Source organism: Pseudomonas sp. 1 R 17 (assembly GCF_900067035.1).
GTDB classification, from domain to species: domain Bacteria; phylum Pseudomonadota; class Gammaproteobacteria; order Pseudomonadales; family Pseudomonadaceae; genus Aquipseudomonas; species Aquipseudomonas marginalis.
Genome location: NZ_FKLB01000060.1, coordinates 16,752 through 32,362, shown reverse-complemented (window position 1 = coordinate 32,362; position 15,611 = coordinate 16,752). Strand labels below are relative to the sequence as shown.

Sequence of the window (15,611 nt, the reverse complement as noted above, 5' to 3'; positions counted from 1 at the left end):
TCAGGCGCTGACCCGCGCTTCACTGGCCAGCCGTGCAATGGCCATGTCCAGCTCGTCCAGCGCGGTCATGGCCTTGGCGTCGTCCTGCTTGAGCAGGGTTTCGGCGCGCTGGCAGGCGGCGCGCAGTTGCGGCACGCCACAGTAGCGGGTGGCGCCGTGCAGACGGTGGACGCGTTCGATCAGGGCCAGGTTGTCCTTGGCCTCGCGGGCGACGTGAATGGCCTGGCGATCGGCTTCCAGGGAGGCCAGCAGCATGGCCAGCATGTCGGCCGCCAGGTCCATCTTGCCGGCGGCCAGGCGCAGGCCTTCCTCGTGGTCCAGCACCGGCAATTGCACCCCGGGGCCCAGGCCTTCGACGGCGCGCTCCGGCACCTGGTTGCGCAGGGCCAGGCCGGTCCATTTCAGCACCACCTGGGCCAGTTGCCGTTCGCTGATGGGTTTGGTCAGGTAGTCGTCCATACCACTTTGCAGCAGGGCGCGCTTTTCGTTGGCCATGGCGTGGGCGGTGAGGGCGACCACCGGCAAGGGCGTGCCATGGCGCTCGCTTTCCCACTGGCGGATCGCCTCGGTGCTCTGGCGTCCGTCCATGCCCGGCATCTGCACGTCCATCAGCACCAGGTCGAAGGTGTCCTGTTTCACCGCGTCGACCGCCGCGTAGCCGCTTTCCACTGCCCGGACCTGCGCGCCCATGTCTTCCAGCAGGGTTTGCACCAACAGCAGGTTTGCCGGGTTGTCGTCGACACACAGCACACGCGGCGCACGGCTGGACAACGGCTCACCCGGTTCACTGCGGGAGGGCCGCGGGCTGATCAGGTCGGACAGGGCACGGCGCAGCTTGCGGGTACACGCCGGCTTGGCCTGCAACTGGCTGTTGGGGTTGGGTACCGACTCGTTGAACAGCATCTGTTCGGTGGTGGGGCACAGCACCAGCACTTTGCAACCCAGGTGTTCGAGGTCCCACAGGTGCTGGTTGAGGCGCTCGGGCGGAATATCGTTGGCGGTCACGCCGAGTACCGCGAGGTCGATAGCCTGCTCGGTCTGGTGAGCGCTGGTGATGCCGTTGGTCAGGCTTTCCAGGGTATTGAACGGCGTTACTTCCAGGCCACAGTCTTCCAATTGGTGCTGCAGGGCCTGGCGCGCCAGGTCGTGGTTTTCCAGCACCGCTACACGATGGCCCAACAACGGCGCGCAGGGCAGGTCTTCGACGTCGTCGCGGGTCTTGGGCAGGTTCAGGCTGATCCAGAATTCAGAGCCTTCGCCCGGCGTGCTGTCGACGCCGATTTCACCGCCCATTTGTTCGATCAGGCGCTTGGATATCACCAGGCCAAGCCCCGTGCCGCCGGGCTGGCGCGACAGTGAATTGTCGGCCTGGCTGAACGCCTGGAACAACGCCCGCACGTCCTGGCTGGACAGGCCGATGCCGGTGTCCTGCACGCTGATGCGCAGTTGCACGCTGTCTTCCTGCTCGTCCTCGATCATCGCCCGGGCCACGATGGTGCCTTCGCGGGTGAACTTGATCGCATTGCTGATCAGGTTGGTCAGGATCTGCTTGAGCCGCAGCGGGTCGCCCACCAGCGCCAGCGGCGTGTCGCGGTACACCAGGCTGACCAGTTCCAGCTGCTTGGCATGGGCGGCGGGGGCGAGGATGGTGAGGGTGTCTTGCAGCAGATCCCGCAGGTTGAACGGGATGCTGTCGAGCACCAGCTTGCCGGCCTCGATCTTCGAGAAATCGAGGATCTCGTTGATGATGCCCAGCAGGTTGTCGGCGGATTTTTCGATGGTGCCCAGGTAGTCCAGCTGGCGCGGGGTCAGCTCGCTTTTTTGCAGCAGGTGGGTAAAGCCGAGTATGCCGTTGAGCGGCGTACGGATTTCATGGCTCATGTTCGCCAGGAACTCGGACTTGATGCGGCTGGCCTCCAGGGCCTCCTTGCGCGCCAGGTCCAGCTCGATGTTCTGGATCTCGATGGTTTCCAGGTTCTGGCGCACGTCTTCGGTGGCCTGGTCGATGCTGTGCTGCAATTCTTCCCGGGCGTTTTGCAGGGTTTCGGCCATGCGGTTGATGCCCGATGCGAGTTGATCCAGCTCCTGGCTGCCCAAGGGTGGCAGGCGGGTTTCCAGGTTGCCGTCCTTGAGTTGGGCCACCGCTTGCTTGATCAGGCCAATCGGCGCGTTGATCGTACGGCTGATGCGCAAGGCCAGGGCTGCGGTGCAGATCAGGCCGATGGCAATCAGCAGCAGGCTGGCGAACAGGCTGCGATAGCCGCGCAGCAACATACCGTTGTGGGACAACTCCACCTCGACCCAGCCGAGCAGGCGATCGGCTTCATCGGGGATCAAATCGCCCGCCAGGTTGCGATGGCGACCAAACACCGGCAGCAGGTAGCGCGTGGCGTCGTTGCCGGTGCGCTGCAGCAGGTGGGAACTGTTACCCACCGGCGGCTGGTTGAGCATGGTCGGGCCGGCGTGGGCCAGGGGCGTGCGGTCCGGCGCGAGGAACGCCACGGTGCGTACGTCCGTCTGTTCCAGGGATTGGGTGGCGATACGCTCCAGCAGGTCGGTATTCCTGCTGCCCATGGCCGGAGCCACCAGGGGCGCCAGCTGCTCGGCGATCATTTCGCCGCGTTGCAGCAGTTGGGCCTGCAACTCCGAGAGCTGCATCCAGGTGAAGTACCCTCCCAACAACAAGGCCATCAGGCTGGTCGGTAATAAGGTCAGCAACAGTACGCGGCCTTTTATCCCCATTCTTTTAAGCACGCCACTCTCCTGCTACCACACTGATATCAATCTTCCGCGCCGGCATCCGGCCCGCGCCACCTGCGCAGTGTAGCCATTTGCGCGGCCTGGAATCTTGCAAATTAATGACAGAGGGCAATCTTCGGGCCGTTGGACGCCGTGTGGCGATTGCCTGCGGCGGGGTTATCTTGAATAATCAGTGATTGAGAATGACTTGCAGACGCTAATGAATCCCGCAGCAGTTGGCCTACCCCGTATCCTCACAATTGAAGATGACCCCGTGCTGGGTGCCTATGTGCATGAGCATTTGGGGCGCTGTGGCTTCCAGGTCACCTGGTGCCAGAACGGTCAGCAGGGCTTGGAGATGGCGCGCGACCAGGCATTCGACGTGGTGTTGATGGATATTCTGCTGCCGGGCCTGGATGGCTTGTCGATCCTCACCCATCTGCGCCGGAGCCATTCGATTCCGGTGATCCTGATGTCGGCCCTGGGCGCTGAAACCGATCGCGTCAGCGGTTTTCGCCTGGGTGCCGATGATTACCTGCCAAAGCCCTTCAGCATGGTAGAGCTGCGCGTGCGTATCGAAGCCATCCTGCGGCGGGTGGCCCTGGATCGGCGCCCGTTGCCGACGCTTGAGCCCGTGCGCGAGGATACCCGCACCCTGCGTTTCGACGATGAACTGTGCGATGTTTTTCATCAAGGCCACTGGGCGGGCCTGACCCGCAGCGAATATCGCCTGCTGGAAACCCTGCATCGCAACGCTGAAGAAGTCCTCAGCAAAGCCTTCCTCTACCAGCACGTGTTGCAACGGGGTTATGCGCCCCATGATCGCAGCCTCGACATGCATATCAGCCAGATCCGCCGCAAGCTCAAGGCCATCGGCTACGGCGAGCGTGAGGTGCGCACGGTGTGGGGCAAGGGCTATGTGCTGAGCGGTCACGACGATGGGCTTTGAGGCATCACTGAAACGGCTGCCGGGCAGGCACTCGTTATTCTGGAAGCTCGCCTGCCTGCTGATCGCCTTCTGTTTGCTGATGATCTGGCTCAGTTGGTCCTGGGGCCGGTACATGGAGCAAAAGAACGCCTACCTGTCCGATGAGGCCAGGAGCACCTTGAGTGGTTATGCGGTCGGCGCCGAGCAGGCCTGGAACCAGAGCGGCAATGCCGGCGTTGATGCGTGGCTGCAGGCAATGGGCAAGCGCGAAAGCACGTGGATCGGGGTGATCGGCAATGACTTGCAGTCGTTGAGCAGCTACCCGCTGACCGACACGGAAAGCCAGCGCCTGACCTTTCTGCGGGGCCTGGATTGGCCGGTCAGCCGCCACGTCAAGGGGTTGCCGTGGTTGAAGATCCCGTTTGCGGTGGATCCGGGCGCCGGTTCGCTGGTGATTGAACTGCCGCAGCGTTTTATGCCGGGGCGCTACCAACTGTTCTGGCGGGTGCTGACCAACGGCGTGATTCCCGGCCTCTTTACCTTGTTGCTGTGCATCGGCCTCTATCGGTTGCTGATCATGCCCCTCAATCAACTGCGCGAGCAGGCCAACGCATGGCGTGCCGATCAATTGAATACGCGGATGTCCCACGACGCCACCAGCCGCCAGGACGAATTGGGCGAGCTGGGGCGCGCGTTTGATCATATGTCCGAGCGCTTGCAGGGTACGGTGATGCTGCAACAGCAGCTGTTAAGGGACATGTCCCATGAACTGCGCACGCCCTTGAGCCGTTTGCGGGTGGCCTGTGACAGTGAGCAGGATCTTGCGCGCCTGCGTGAGCGGCTGGGGCGGGAGATCGATGCCATGCAGCGCCTGGTGGAAGACAGCCTGCAACTGGCCTGGCTGGATACCGAGCGGGCGCCGCTGCCCAAAGAAGATATTCAGGTGCAGGCGCTGTGGGACATGCTGCGCGAGAACGCGTGCTTTGAAAGCGGTTGGCCGGCGTCGCGGCTGCCCTGCCTTCTGGGCGCCGACAGTTGGGTACGGGGCAACCTGAATGCCCTGGCCCAGGCCCTGGAGAATATCCTGCGCAACGCCATACGCCATTCCCCGGCGGAGGGGGTCGTGTGCCTGGATGGATGCCGCGAGGGGGAGTATTGGCACCTTTGGTTGGAAGACCAGGGCGGGGGAATCGATGAGCAGGATCTGGAGCGAATCTTTGCGCCGTTTACGCGGCTGGACGGTTCGAGGCCCGGCGATGGTGGCTTCGGGCTGGGCCTGAGCATCGCGCGCAATGCCGTGCAACGCCAGGACGGCAGCCTGTGGGCGGAAAATACCGGCCAGGGCCTGCGTGTGCACCTGCGGTTGCCGGCGCGATAGGTCTCAGCCTCGGCGCTGCTTGCGCTTTTTCCATTGGTGCGCGACCCACCAGCGCCAGTACCCCATGGTCAGGCAGTAGGCCAGTGCGCCCAGCACCAGCCCCAACACCACCGAACCCAGCAGGAAGGGCTGCCACAGCGTGCTCAACTGGCCGCTGATCCACTCCCAGGTCAGGTCGTCGGGCAGGCTGCGCGGTGGCACATTCATCAGCCAGGCGCCGGTCATGTAGGTGCAGATGAACACCACCGGCATGGTGATCGGGTTGGTCAGCCATACCAGGCTGATGGCGATGGGCATATTGCCGCGCACGGTGATCGCCAGCACTGCCGCCAGCAGCATCTGCAATGGGATCGGGATAAACGCCGCGAACAAACCCACGGCCATGGCGCGTGCCACGGAGTGCCGATTCAGGTGCCAGAGGTTCGGGTCGTGCAGCAACGTGCCAAGAAACTGTAATGACTTGTGTTCCCTGATACTGGTGGGGTCGGGCATGTACCGTTTGAATAAGCGCCGAGGCATAGGGGGTCCAGGTCAGTTCGAGGGGCAAGTATGCCCGCATTCTATAAACAGAAAATTCAGACTTTGTGACAAAACATCATAGGACACGCTGGGCCCTCGTCTAAGACTGAGTGGATCACTTGAAAAGGAGGGGTCATGAAGACAGGGATGTTCGCGCTCGCGCTGGGGTTGCTTGCCTTGCGCTTTCTACCGGCGTTGCCGTCGACGGGGTGGCTGATAGCCATGTTGGTGCTGGCATTGATGCTATTGCCTTTTCGTACGTCGCCACTGGCATTTTTCCTGCTGGGTTTGAGCTGGGCCTGCATCAGCGCGCAGTGGGCGCTGGATGATCGACTACGGCCGGTGCTGGATGGCCAGACGCGATGGCTGGAAGGCCGTGTAACCGGGTTGCCGCAGCAGACAGGGACGGGCGTGCGTTTTGAGCTGGCCGACAGCCAGGCGCGCAACGCCCGGTTGCCCAAGCGCATCCGGGTGTTTTGGCACGGCGGGCCGCCGGTACGCAGTGACGAGCGCTGGCGTCTGGCCTTGACGCTGAAACGGCCTGCCGGGCTGCTCAATTTTCACGGTTTCGATCAGGAGGCCTGGCTGCTGGCCCAGCGCATTGGCGCCACCGGCTCGGTGAAGGATGGTGAGCGCCTGGCGCCGGCGCGTCATGCCTGGCGTGACACGGTCCGCCAACGCCTGATGGCGGTGGATGCCCAAGGCCGCGAGGCGGGCCTGGCGGCTTTGGTGCTGGGGGATGGCTCCGGGCTGGCGGCCGAAGACTGGCAGGTGTTGCAGGACACTGGCACGGTGCACCTGTTGGTGATTTCCGGCCAGCACATTGGCTTGCTGGCGGGGTTGATCTACGGCTTGGTCGCGCTACTTGCACGCTACGGCTGCTGGCCCCGCACCTGGCCGTGGCTGCCGTGGGCGTGCGGCCTGGCGTTTGCCGCCGCGCTGGGGTACGGCCTGCTGGCAGGGTTTGGCGTGCCGGTGCAACGGGCCTGCGTCATGGTGGGGCTGGTGTTGTTGTGGCGCCTGCGCTTTCGTCATCTGGGCTTCTGGTGGCCGTTGTTGCTGGCACTCAATGGCGTGCTGATCCTGGAGCCACTGGCCAGCCTGCAACCCGGATTCTGGCTGTCCTTCATGGCTGTCGCGGTGCTGGTCCTGGGATTTGGTGGGCGCTTGGGGCCGTGGAGTGTCTGGCAGGCATGGACACGCCCCCAGTGCTTGATTGCCGTTGGTCTGTTTCCTGTGTTGCTGGTGCTCGGCTTGCCCGTCAGCGTCAGTGCGCCGCTGGCCAACCTGGTTGCCGTGCCGTGGATCAGCCTGGTGGTGTTGCCCCTGGCGTTGCTGGGGAGCACATTGTTGCCGCTGCCGTATGCGGGTGAGGGCTTGTTGTGGCTGGCGGGTGGGGCGCTTGACGAGTTGTTCCGGGGCTTGGCATGGCTCGCTGGGCTAATGCCTGCCTGGATACCGGCCGAAGTGCCCCTGGGTTACTGGCTGATCAGCCTGGTCGGCGCGGTGCTGTTATTGCTGCCCAGCGGCGTGCCGTTTCGGCCACTGGGCTTGCCGCTGCTGTTGTTGGCCGTGTTTCCACCCCGCGAGCTCGTGCCCCATGGGCGGGTGGAGGTGGTGCAGCTGGATGTCGGGCAGGGTCAGGCCTTGATCCTGCGTACCCGCCATCACACGTTGCTCTACGATGCCGGCCCGCGTTCGGGGACGGTTGACCTCGGTGCCCGTGTGGTAGTGCCCGCGTTGAAAAAGCTCGGCGTCGGGACGCTGGATATGATGCTGCTGAGCCACGCCGACGCCGATCATGCCGGTGGGGCGTCGGCTGTTGCCCGAGGGTTGCCGATCCGGCGTGTCGTGGGCGGTGAAACCGAAGGGTTGCCCGCGTTTCTCGCCACCCAGCCCTGTGTCAGCGGCGAACGGTGGGAGTGGGACGGTGTGGCATTCGAGCTGTGGCAGTGGCCTGATGCGATTGATGGCAACCCCAAGTCCTGTGTTCTGCAGGTCCAGGCCAATGGTGAGCGGCTGCTGCTCACGGGGGATATTGATCGGGCTGCCGAGCGAGCATTTCTCGCGTCTTCGTTGGCCGTGCACACCGACTGGCTGCAATCCCCTCACCATGGCAGCCGCAGTTCGTCGTCCTGGCCTTTTCTACAGCGGCTGGCGCCCACGTCGGTGCTGATTTCCCGTGGGCGTGGCAATGCGTTCGGCCATCCTCACCCGCAGGTGGTGGAGCGCTACCAGCGACTGGGCAGCCAGATATACGACAGTGCCGAGCTGGGCGCGGTGCGCGTGCAATTAGGGGCTTTCCAGCCACCCACTGTTGCGCGTAGTCAACGCCGTTTTTGGCGCGAAACGTTACCCTGAGCCGGCCATGCCAAAGGCCGGCGCCTGGGACAGACGGGTCCATGGCCGACGAACCCCGCCGCCGAACCTATATGGTAAAGTGGCGCACTTTTTCGAGGGGACATTCACTGTGTGGGAATTGGTCAAATCTGGCGGCTGGATGATGTTGCCCATCATCCTGAGCTCCATCGCCGCACTCGGCATCGTTGCCGAACGTTTGTGGACCCTGCGCGCCAGTCGCGTCACCCCCGAGCATCTGCTGGGGCAGGTCTGGAGCTGGATCAAGAACAAGCAGCTGGACAAGGACAAACTCAAGGAACTGCGCGCCAACTCGCCCCTGGGTGAAATCCTCGCCGCCGGCCTGGCCAACTCCAAGCATGGTCGCGAGATCATGAAGGAGTGCATCGAAGAGGCCGCCGCCCGGGTCATCCATGAACTGGAACGCTATATCAACGCCCTCGGCACCATCGCCGCCATGGCGCCGTTGCTCGGTTTGCTGGGGACGGTACTGGGCATGATCGATATTTTCAGCTCGTTCATGGGCTCGGGCATGACCACCAACGCGGCCGTGCTGGCCGGCGGTATCTCCAAGGCCCTGATTACCACGGCGGCGGGCCTGATGGTCGGTATTCCTTCGGTGTTCTTCCATCGTTTCCTGCAGCGGCGCATCGATGAACTGGTGGTCGGTATGGAGCAGGAAGCCATCAAGCTGGTGGAAGTGGTGCAGGGCGACCGTGATGTGGACCTGGTTGGGGGCAAAGCGTGAAATTTCGCCGCAAGCAACGGGAAAATGTCGACATCAACCTCGCGTCGTTGATCGACGTGGTGTTTATCCTGCTGCTGTTTTTTGTCGTCACCACCACCTTCACCCGGCAGACCGAACTGCGCGTCGACCTGCCGGAAGCCGTGAGTGGTTCGCCGGCCGAAGACCAGGAAGTCAAGCAACTGGACATCGCCATCAGCGCCGACGGCGCGTTTTCGGTGAATAACCAGGTGCTCGAGAAAAACGACCTCGCCAGCCTCATGGCGGCCCTGGAGAAAGAGTCCGGCGGCGATACCAAGATGCCGTTGTCCATCAGTGCCGATGGCAAGACCCAGCACCAGGCCGTGATCACTGCGATGGACGCTGCCGGCAAGCTCGGTTTCAGCCATCTGCGCATGAGCACTGTCGAGGCGGCGAGCCAACCCTGATGGCCATGTCCGATCGTTTGCTCAAGGCCTGGTACGAGGGCCATCCGGCACTGGCGTTGTTGCGTCCGCTGGAATCGTTGTATCGCCGGGTGGTGCAGCGCAAGCGCGCGCGGTTCCTGGCGGGAGAGGGCGAGATCTATCAATCGCCGGTGCCGGTGGTGGTGGTCGGTAATATCACCGTGGGCGGCACCGGCAAGACGCCGTTGATCCTGTGGTTGATCGAACACTGTCGGCGCAGTGGCCTGCGGGTGGGTGTGGTCAGTCGCGGGTATGGCGCCAAGCCGCCGCAGTTGCCATGGCGCGTCGAGGCGAGCCACAGCGCCACGGTGGCGGGCGACGAGCCTTTGCTGATCGTGCAGCGCTGCGGCGTGCCGCTGATGATCGATCCCGACCGCAGTCGTGCGGTGCAGGCCTTGTTTGCCAGCGAGACCCTCGACCTGATCCTCTCCGACGACGGGCTGCAACACTACCGCCTGGCCCGTGACCTGGAACTGGTGCTGATCGACGCCGCCCGGGGCCTGGGCAATCGCCGTTGCCTGCCGGCGGGGCCGTTGCGCGAACCGGTTGAGCGTTTGCACAGTGTGGATGCACTGCTCTACAACGGTGCTGGCTCGGATCGCGACGACGGCTTTGGATTTCGCCTGCAACCTACCGCATTGGTCAACCTGCACAGCGGCGAGCGCCAGTCGCTGGCGTATTTTCCTGAGGGGCAGCAGGTACATGCGGTTGCCGGTATCGGCAACCCGCAACGTTTCTTCAACACCCTCGAAACGCTACACTGGCAGCCGATTCCCCATGCTTTCGCCGACCATGCGCCCTACAGTGCCGAGGTCTTGAGTTTTACCCCGTCATTGCCACTGGTCATGACCGAGAAGGACGCGGTGAAGTGCCGCGCCTTTGCCCAGCCCGACTGGTGGTACCTTGCGGTGGATGCGGTGCCGTCGCCGGCGTTCGTCGCCTGGTTCGACACGCAGCTGATGCGCCTGCTGCCCGCCCGTCTTTTGCCTTAAACGCTTTTTTCCAGGAAACACTCATGGACACCAAACTGCTCGACATCCTCGCTTGCCCGATCTGCAAAGGCCCGCTCAAGCTCAGCGCCGATAAAACCGAGCTGATCAGCAAGGGCGCCGGCCTGGCGTACCCGATCCGTGATGGCATCCCGGTAATGCTGGAAAGCGAAGCCCGCACCCTGACCACCGACGAGCGCCTGGATAAATGACCACAGCCTTTACCGTTGTCATTCCTTCCCGCTACGCCTCGACACGCCTGCCGGGCAAGCCGCTGCAACTGATCGGCAGCAAGCCGATGATCCAGCTGGTGTGGGAGCAGGCCTGCAAAAGCAGCGCTGAGCGTGTCGTGGTGGCCACTGATGACCCGCGCATCATCGAAGCCTGCAAAGGGTTCGGCGCCGAAGCGGTGCTGACCCGTGAAGATCACAACTCCGGCACCGATCGCCTGGCCGAAGTGGCCACGCAGTTGGGCCTGGCGCCAGACGCCATCGTGGTCAATGTGCAAGGCGACGAGCCGTTGATCCCGCCGGGCGTGATCGACCAGGTGGCCGCCAACCTGGCCGCCCACGGTGAAGCGCGTATGGCGACCCTGGCTGAGCCGATTGAAGACATCGACACCCTGTTCAACCCGAACGTGGTCAAGGTGGTCAGTGATGTCAACGGCCTGGCGCTGACCTTCAGCCGTTCGACCTTGCCCTGGGCGCGCGACGCCTTCGCCAGGAACCCTGACCTGCTGCCGGAAGGCGTGCCGTATCGTCGCCATATAGGTATCTACGCCTATCGTGCGGGGTTTCTGCATGACTTCGTCAGCTGGGGGCCGTGCTGGTTGGAAAATACCGAATCCCTGGAGCAACTCCGAGCCCTTTGGCACGGCGTACGCATCCACGTGGGCGATGCTCTGGAAGCACCGCCTGCGGGTGTCGATACCCCGGAAGACCTTGAGCGCGTCCGTCGCCTGCTGGGGGCCTGATGGAGGTTCTGTTTGTCTGCCTGGGCAATATCTGCCGCTCGCCCACCGCTGAGGGCGTACTGCGCCATAAATTGCGCGAAGCCGGGTTGGCGGGGCAGGTCGACGTAGCGTCCGCCGGCACCGGCGAGTGGCATGTCGGCAACCCGCCGGACCAGCGCAGCCAACGTGCGGCGCTGGTGCGCGGCTACGATTTGTCGGCCCAGAGGGCCCGGCAGGTCTCCCGCGCCGACTTTGCGCGCTACGACCTGATCCTGGCCATGGACCACAGCAACCTGCGCAACCTCAAGGCCATGCAGCCCGGCCAGGGCAAGGCGGAGTTGGACCTGTTCCTGCGGCGCTATGAGGCTGAAGTGGACGAGGTGCCGGATCCCTACTACGAAGGCGAACAAGGCTTCGAACGGGTCCTGGACCTGATCGAGCGGGCGTGTGATTTACTGGTGATCGAATTGAAGGGGCGGTTATGACCTTGCAAGTGCGGGCGCAGGTGTCGCTCAAGCCATTCAACAGCTTTGGCATTGATGTGCGTGCCCGACTGTTCGCCGAGGCCCGCAGTGACGCCGATGTGCGCGAGGCACTGGCCTATGCGTCGACCCAGGCGTTGCCCTTGCTGGTGATCGGCGGTGGCAGCAACTTGCTGCTGACCCAGGACATTCCTGCCCTGGTGTTGCGCATGGCCACCCAGGGTATTCGCGTGCTGCAGGATGATGGCGTGCAGGTGGTGGTCGAAGCCGAAGCAGGCGAGGCCTGGCACCCGTTTGTGCTGTGGACCCTGGAGCAGGGCTTCTGTGGTCTGGAAAACCTCAGCCTGATCCCCGGCACCGTCGGTGCCGCCCCCATGCAGAACATCGGTGCCTACGGTGTGGAGATCAAGGACGTCTTTGCCGGCTTGACCGCCCTCGATCGCCAGACGGGCGAGTTGCGCGATTTCAGCCTGGAAGAATGCAACTTTGCCTACCGCGACAGCCTGTTCAAGCACGAAACCGGGCGCTGGTTGATCCTGCGGGTACGCTTTGCCCTGAGCCGCGCCAGCCACCTCAAGCTCGACTACGGCCCAGTGCAGCAGCGCCTGGCAGGGCAGGGGATCACCGAGGCGACACCGAGCGATGTCAGTCGCGCGATTTGCAGCATCCGTAGCGAAAAATTGCCCGACCCGGCAGTGCTTGGCAATGCCGGCAGCTTCTTCAAGAACCCGTTGGTGTCCAAAGCCCTGGCTGAAGAGTTACAGGCACAGTATCCGGACCTGGTGGCTTACCCTCAGGCGGATGGGCAGATGAAGCTGGCCGCTGGCTGGCTGATCGACAAGGCCGGCTGGAAGGGCTTTCGTGACGGCGATGCCGGCGTGCATGCCCTGCAGGCGCTGGTGCTGGTCAACTATGGCGGCGCCACAGGGCACGATATTGCCAACTTGGCCCAGCGTATCCAGCGCGACATCGCCCAGCGTTTCAAGGTCGAGCTGGAAATGGAACCCAACCAGTACTGATACCCCGAAAACAAAAATGCCCCGCATCTTTCGATACGGGGCATTTTTTATGCAGCGAGTAAATCAGTCGTCGCGGCTCATGATGCCGAAGATCTGCAACAGGCTGATAAACAGGTTGTAGATCGACACATACAGGCTGACGGTCGCCATGATGTAGTTGCGTTCACCGCCGTGGATGATGGCGCTGGTCTGGAACAGGATGCACACGGAGGAGAACAGCACAAAACCCGCGCTGATCGCCAGTTGCAGGCCGCTGATCTGGAAGAACATGCCCGCCACCACCGCCGCCAGCAACACGAAGAAGCCCGCGGTGATGAAGCCACCCAGGAAGCTCATGTCCTTGCGTGTGACCAGCACGTAGGCCGACAGACCACCAAACACCAAGGCGGTCATGGCAAACGCCGAGCTGACCACTTCCGCACCACCGGCCATGCCGAGGTAACGGTTGAGGATCGGGCCGAGGATAAAGCCCATGAAACCGGTCAAGGCAAACGCCGACACCAGGCCCCAGGCCGAGTCACGCAGCTTGTTGGTCAGGAAGAACAGGCCATAGAAACCGATCAGTACGACAAAGATATTCGGGTAGCCGACGTGCATCTGTTGGGCCACGAACGCCATTAAGCCGCTGAATGCGAGGGTAAGGGCGAGCAGGCCATAGGTGTTGCGCAACACGCGGCTGACTTCAAGCTGCTCAGCCTGCGCGTTACCATTCACTGCGTAATTCTGTTCGCGCATGGCGACACTCCTTCGGTTTTGAAACGTTCAGTCGCAAAGATCATAACAGACGCTCTGTAACAAGCGATGGCGAGAGTTTGACAGTGTGTTTCATTCGGGTATTATGGCGCCCGCTGAGACAGGATGGGCTACCCTAATCCTGTGATGCACAAGGGAAATTGGCAGAGTGGTTGAATGCACCGGTCTTGAAAACCGGCGAACGTTAATAGCGTTCCCAGGGTTCGAATCCCTGGTTTCCCGCCAAGATTCAAACGAAAGCCCCGCTATGCGGGGCTTTTGCGTTTCTGGGGTTTGGCGATCTTCTGATTACTGTGCCCTGTAGCAGACTCGCGCAGCCAATACTGATGATTGCCGATGCAGCCCGGGACCTGAATCAAGCAACTGAAGCCACTTCCACTGGCTCATTTAATTCGTGGTTTTTCCAGTCAGCTTTTGCTCGTCATCTTTTTATTTTTTTACTACTATCGTTCATCTGCGCACTCAAGGAAGAGAGGCTGAGCGCCTTGAGGCTGGTAGAAAAATTACACTCGATCATTGAATGAGTTATTACTTTTACCCAGAACCTAACGACTCAGCCATCCGTAATTACCTCTTGGTGGAACCGATGGATAAAATGTGTGGCATCGTTGTAGTGGTAGGGCTTGCCCTCTCTGGATGCGCTACGAAAACTCCCGAAAAACCTGATGTGACTCCACCTCCTGCCGTCGTCCGGGAAGCACCGCCTGAGGTCGCACCTTCGACTCCAGAAAAGTGGACTGTGCGATACGAGGCTGCACCTGCGAACGCCAGTGCTGACGCCCCAAAAGCAGCTTCTCTGGAGTCTGCTCAGTCAGAAACAGAAACAAATTTGAACCAAAATCGCGCTGAGCAATGCCGTAAAGAACTGGATGTTTTAAAGGTCTACAACAAAGCGTCTTACGATAAATACGAGGCGCAATACCAGGCCATTGCTGCCAAGACTGCCAAATACATGGAAATTAAAGACTCATTGGGTCCCGATTTAAACTACATGGTTATGCCCGCTTATCAATTTCAAATTCGTGAGTTCTGCTTCCGAGTTAAGACCCGTCTGTCGGAGCTTGTGCTTCGCCAAGCCCGATAATGATTCCACGTCCGGGGACGTCTTTTGCCAGCTGGTGAAACAAGCGCTGCACTGTCCGAAAGATGACGAGGGTCCCAGGCGTGGTTTCCCGCCAGGACTTAAACGAAAGCCCCGCCTTAGCGGGGCTTTCGTGTTTCCGGCCCCAATGTCGCGAACGTTGTGAACCCGTTGGCATTAACCCATATGCACGGGGAACGATGTTAATGGGCCATGTTCCAACCTGCCGTGCCAAGCCCGCCCAATGACGGCAGGGTTCAATCGGCCCCGCATAAACAGCGGTGCGCGCAACCCCATTACAAGGACGCAAGCGTTATGCAGTCATCCCCCTCCCAAGCGCCTTCCGCCACCGGCGAACTGATCGCCAGTTTCCGTCACGGCAAGGGTTTTCTGATTTTCAGTTTGATATTTGGCGTTGTGTTGTTAGGTCTCGCCGGGTTTGTGTTGTATCTGGGCACGATCCTGCCACCGGGCAATGAAGGGCCGGTCAGCCTCCAGACGTCCCGTGGCATGGCCTTCAGCTTCAGCAGCCCCCATACCTTGATTTACGCCACCAGCGCTTTGCTGGCGGTTCTCGGGCTGGGTGTATTTGCCGCTTACGCCTGGCACAGGAAACTGCGTGCGCCGCGTTACGACGTGTATGAGCATGGTATCGAGCGCATCATCAACGATCAGCGTGAATACACCGCCTTTGCCGAGATCGATGACTTGTATCTGTTTGGCTCCGGGCAAACTGTGCTGACCGGCATGATCACCAACGTGGCCTACCGTCGTAATGCCACGGAGCCGTTTCATCGAGTGATCGAGAGCCTCAAGGGTTTTCACGATTTCCAGCGGTTGGTCCGTGAGCTGCACGTACGTGCACGTCTGCCGGGGGTGCTGGCGACGCTGGAGTCGGGTGGGGCAGTCAGGTTCAATTGCATCAGCTCCGGGCAGGTCTGGGGCAAGCGCGTCAGCGGCAACTTCCTCAAAATCACCACGACGCCGATTGTGGTGAGCCAGGATCTCCTCGAATACCAAGGGCGCAAGGTGCCGATGTCGTCGCTGCGTACCGTCGACCTCAACGCCTGGACCGAAAAGGTGGTGATCAAGGACGAGAGCGGCAAACCCGTGTTGTCGACCATCGCCACCGGCATTCTGAGCCATGACCTGTTCCTCAACACGCTCGATGCCGTGTTTGCGGCTGAAGAGCAAGCACGCGAACCGGCTTGAGCCAATCGTG

Annotated in this window: 15 protein-coding genes and 1 tRNA gene; 13 read left to right on the top strand and 3 right to left on the bottom strand. The window is 61.8% G+C overall.

From position 1 onward, the window contains the following. Nucleotides 1-2,754: a response regulator gene (locus BFP99_RS23520; RefSeq protein WP_065948339.1), complete on the bottom strand. Its 2,754-nt coding sequence runs from the start codon at nt 2,752-2,754 to the stop codon at nt 1-3. 205 nt (nt 2,755-2,959) lie between these two features. On the opposite strand from BFP99_RS23520, the gene BFP99_RS23515 reads away from it, so the two are divergent. Next, nucleotides 2,960-3,688: a response regulator transcription factor gene (locus BFP99_RS23515; RefSeq protein ID WP_065948338.1), complete on the top strand. Its 729-nt coding sequence runs from the start codon at nt 2,960-2,962 to the stop codon at nt 3,686-3,688. After that, nucleotides 3,678-5,045: a sensor histidine kinase gene (locus tag BFP99_RS23510; RefSeq protein WP_065927090.1), complete on the top strand. Its 1,368-nt coding sequence runs from the start codon at nt 3,678-3,680 to the stop codon at nt 5,043-5,045. The genes BFP99_RS23515 and BFP99_RS23510 overlap by 11 nt, the downstream gene beginning before the upstream one ends. A gap of 3 nt (nt 5,046-5,048) precedes the next feature. Here the strand turns inward: BFP99_RS23510 and BFP99_RS23505 are convergent, their stop codons facing one another. Next, nucleotides 5,049-5,564: a DUF2062 domain-containing protein gene (locus BFP99_RS23505; protein WP_027607322.1), complete on the bottom strand. Its 516-nt coding sequence runs from the start codon at nt 5,562-5,564 to the stop codon at nt 5,049-5,051. A 135-nt stretch (nt 5,565-5,699) separates the two neighbouring features. On the opposite strand from BFP99_RS23505, the gene BFP99_RS23500 reads away from it, so the two are divergent. The 8 genes from BFP99_RS23500 (at nt 5,700) to murB (ending at nt 12,555) form a co-directional block, all read left to right on the top strand. Beyond that, on the top strand, nt 5,700-7,925 hold the full coding sequence (locus tag BFP99_RS23500) for a ComEC/Rec2 family competence protein (protein ID WP_256097773.1): 2,226 nt from the start codon (nt 5,700-5,702) through the stop codon (nt 7,923-7,925). Nucleotides 7,926-8,034: 109 nt separating this feature from the next. Next, complete coding sequence (locus BFP99_RS23495) at nt 8,035-8,670, top strand: MotA/TolQ/ExbB proton channel family protein (protein ID WP_027607320.1); 636 nt, start codon at nt 8,035-8,037, stop codon at nt 8,668-8,670. Next, nucleotides 8,667-9,095 (top strand): ExbD/TolR family protein, encoded by a 429-nt coding sequence (locus tag BFP99_RS23490; protein ID WP_027607319.1) that lies wholly within the window; start codon nt 8,667-8,669, stop codon nt 9,093-9,095. Before BFP99_RS23495 ends, BFP99_RS23490 begins: the two co-directional genes overlap by 4 nt. Further along, on the top strand, nt 9,095-10,105 hold the full coding sequence (lpxK, locus tag BFP99_RS23485; RefSeq protein WP_065927092.1) for a tetraacyldisaccharide 4'-kinase: 1,011 nt from the start codon (nt 9,095-9,097) through the stop codon (nt 10,103-10,105). The genes BFP99_RS23490 and lpxK overlap by 1 nt, the downstream gene beginning before the upstream one ends. Nucleotides 10,106-10,128: 23 nt before the next feature. Continuing rightward, complete coding sequence (locus tag BFP99_RS23480) at nt 10,129-10,314, top strand: Trm112 family protein (RefSeq protein WP_003174668.1); 186 nt, start codon at nt 10,129-10,131, stop codon at nt 10,312-10,314. After that, nucleotides 10,311-11,075, top strand: coding sequence for a 3-deoxy-manno-octulosonate cytidylyltransferase (gene kdsB, locus BFP99_RS23475; protein WP_065927093.1), 765 nt, complete (start codon nt 10,311-10,313; stop codon nt 11,073-11,075). The genes BFP99_RS23480 and kdsB overlap by 4 nt, the downstream gene beginning before the upstream one ends. Further along, complete coding sequence (locus BFP99_RS23470) at nt 11,075-11,539, top strand: low molecular weight protein-tyrosine-phosphatase (RefSeq protein WP_065948337.1); 465 nt, start codon at nt 11,075-11,077, stop codon at nt 11,537-11,539. Before kdsB ends, BFP99_RS23470 begins: the two co-directional genes overlap by 1 nt. Continuing rightward, nucleotides 11,536-12,555, top strand: a complete 1,020-nt coding sequence (gene murB / locus BFP99_RS23465) for a UDP-N-acetylmuramate dehydrogenase (RefSeq protein ID WP_065927095.1) — start codon at nt 11,536-11,538, stop codon at nt 12,553-12,555. The genes BFP99_RS23470 and murB overlap by 4 nt, the downstream gene beginning before the upstream one ends. 63 nt (nt 12,556-12,618) lie before the next feature. On the opposite strand, the gene BFP99_RS23460 is transcribed toward murB, so the two are convergent. After that, nucleotides 12,619-13,290, bottom strand: coding sequence for a Bax inhibitor-1/YccA family protein (locus tag BFP99_RS23460; protein ID WP_027607314.1), 672 nt, complete (start codon nt 13,288-13,290; stop codon nt 12,619-12,621). Nucleotides 13,291-13,442: 152 nt separating this feature from the next. Here BFP99_RS23460 and BFP99_RS23455 point away from each other — a divergent pair. The 3 genes from BFP99_RS23455 (at nt 13,443) to BFP99_RS23445 (ending at nt 15,601) form a co-directional block, all read left to right on the top strand. Then, a tRNA-Ser gene (locus BFP99_RS23455) sits at nt 13,443-13,533 on the top strand. A gap of 295 nt (nt 13,534-13,828) precedes the next feature. Then, entirely contained in the window at nt 13,829-14,392 is a 564-nt protein-coding gene (locus BFP99_RS33775; protein ID WP_235865594.1) for a hypothetical protein, read from the top strand. A 312-nt stretch (nt 14,393-14,704) separates the two neighbouring features. Then, nucleotides 14,705-15,601, top strand: coding sequence for a hypothetical protein (locus BFP99_RS23445; protein WP_065948336.1), 897 nt, complete (start codon nt 14,705-14,707; stop codon nt 15,599-15,601). The last annotated feature ends 10 nt before the right edge of the window (nt 15,602-15,611 follow it).

What these genes read in the sequence shown, in the direction of transcription:
- BFP99_RS23515 (WP_065948338.1), top strand. Translation starts at nt 2,960, where the DNA reads ATGAATCCCGCAGCAGTTGGCCTACCCCGTATCCTCACAATTGAAGAT.
- BFP99_RS23510 (WP_065927090.1), top strand. Translation starts at nt 3,678, where the DNA reads ATGGGCTTTGAGGCATCACTGAAACGGCTGCCGGGCAGGCACTCGTTA.
- BFP99_RS23505 (WP_027607322.1), bottom strand. Translation starts at nt 5,564, where the DNA reads ATGCCTCGGCGCTTATTCAAACGGTACATGCCCGACCCCACCAGTATC.
- BFP99_RS23500 (WP_256097773.1), top strand. Translation starts at nt 5,700, where the DNA reads ATGAAGACAGGGATGTTCGCGCTCGCGCTGGGGTTGCTTGCCTTGCGC.
- lpxK (WP_065927092.1), top strand. Translation starts at nt 9,095, where the DNA reads ATGGCCATGTCCGATCGTTTGCTCAAGGCCTGGTACGAGGGCCATCCG.
- BFP99_RS23480 (WP_003174668.1), top strand. Translation starts at nt 10,129, where the DNA reads ATGGACACCAAACTGCTCGACATCCTCGCTTGCCCGATCTGCAAAGGC.
- kdsB (WP_065927093.1), top strand. Translation starts at nt 10,311, where the DNA reads ATGACCACAGCCTTTACCGTTGTCATTCCTTCCCGCTACGCCTCGACA.
- BFP99_RS23470 (WP_065948337.1), top strand. Translation starts at nt 11,075, where the DNA reads ATGGAGGTTCTGTTTGTCTGCCTGGGCAATATCTGCCGCTCGCCCACC.
- murB (WP_065927095.1), top strand. Translation starts at nt 11,536, where the DNA reads ATGACCTTGCAAGTGCGGGCGCAGGTGTCGCTCAAGCCATTCAACAGC.
- BFP99_RS23460 (WP_027607314.1), bottom strand. Translation starts at nt 13,290, where the DNA reads ATGCGCGAACAGAATTACGCAGTGAATGGTAACGCGCAGGCTGAGCAG.
- BFP99_RS33775 (WP_235865594.1), top strand. Translation starts at nt 13,829, where the DNA reads ATGAGTTATTACTTTTACCCAGAACCTAACGACTCAGCCATCCGTAAT.
- BFP99_RS23445 (WP_065948336.1), top strand. Translation starts at nt 14,705, where the DNA reads ATGCAGTCATCCCCCTCCCAAGCGCCTTCCGCCACCGGCGAACTGATC.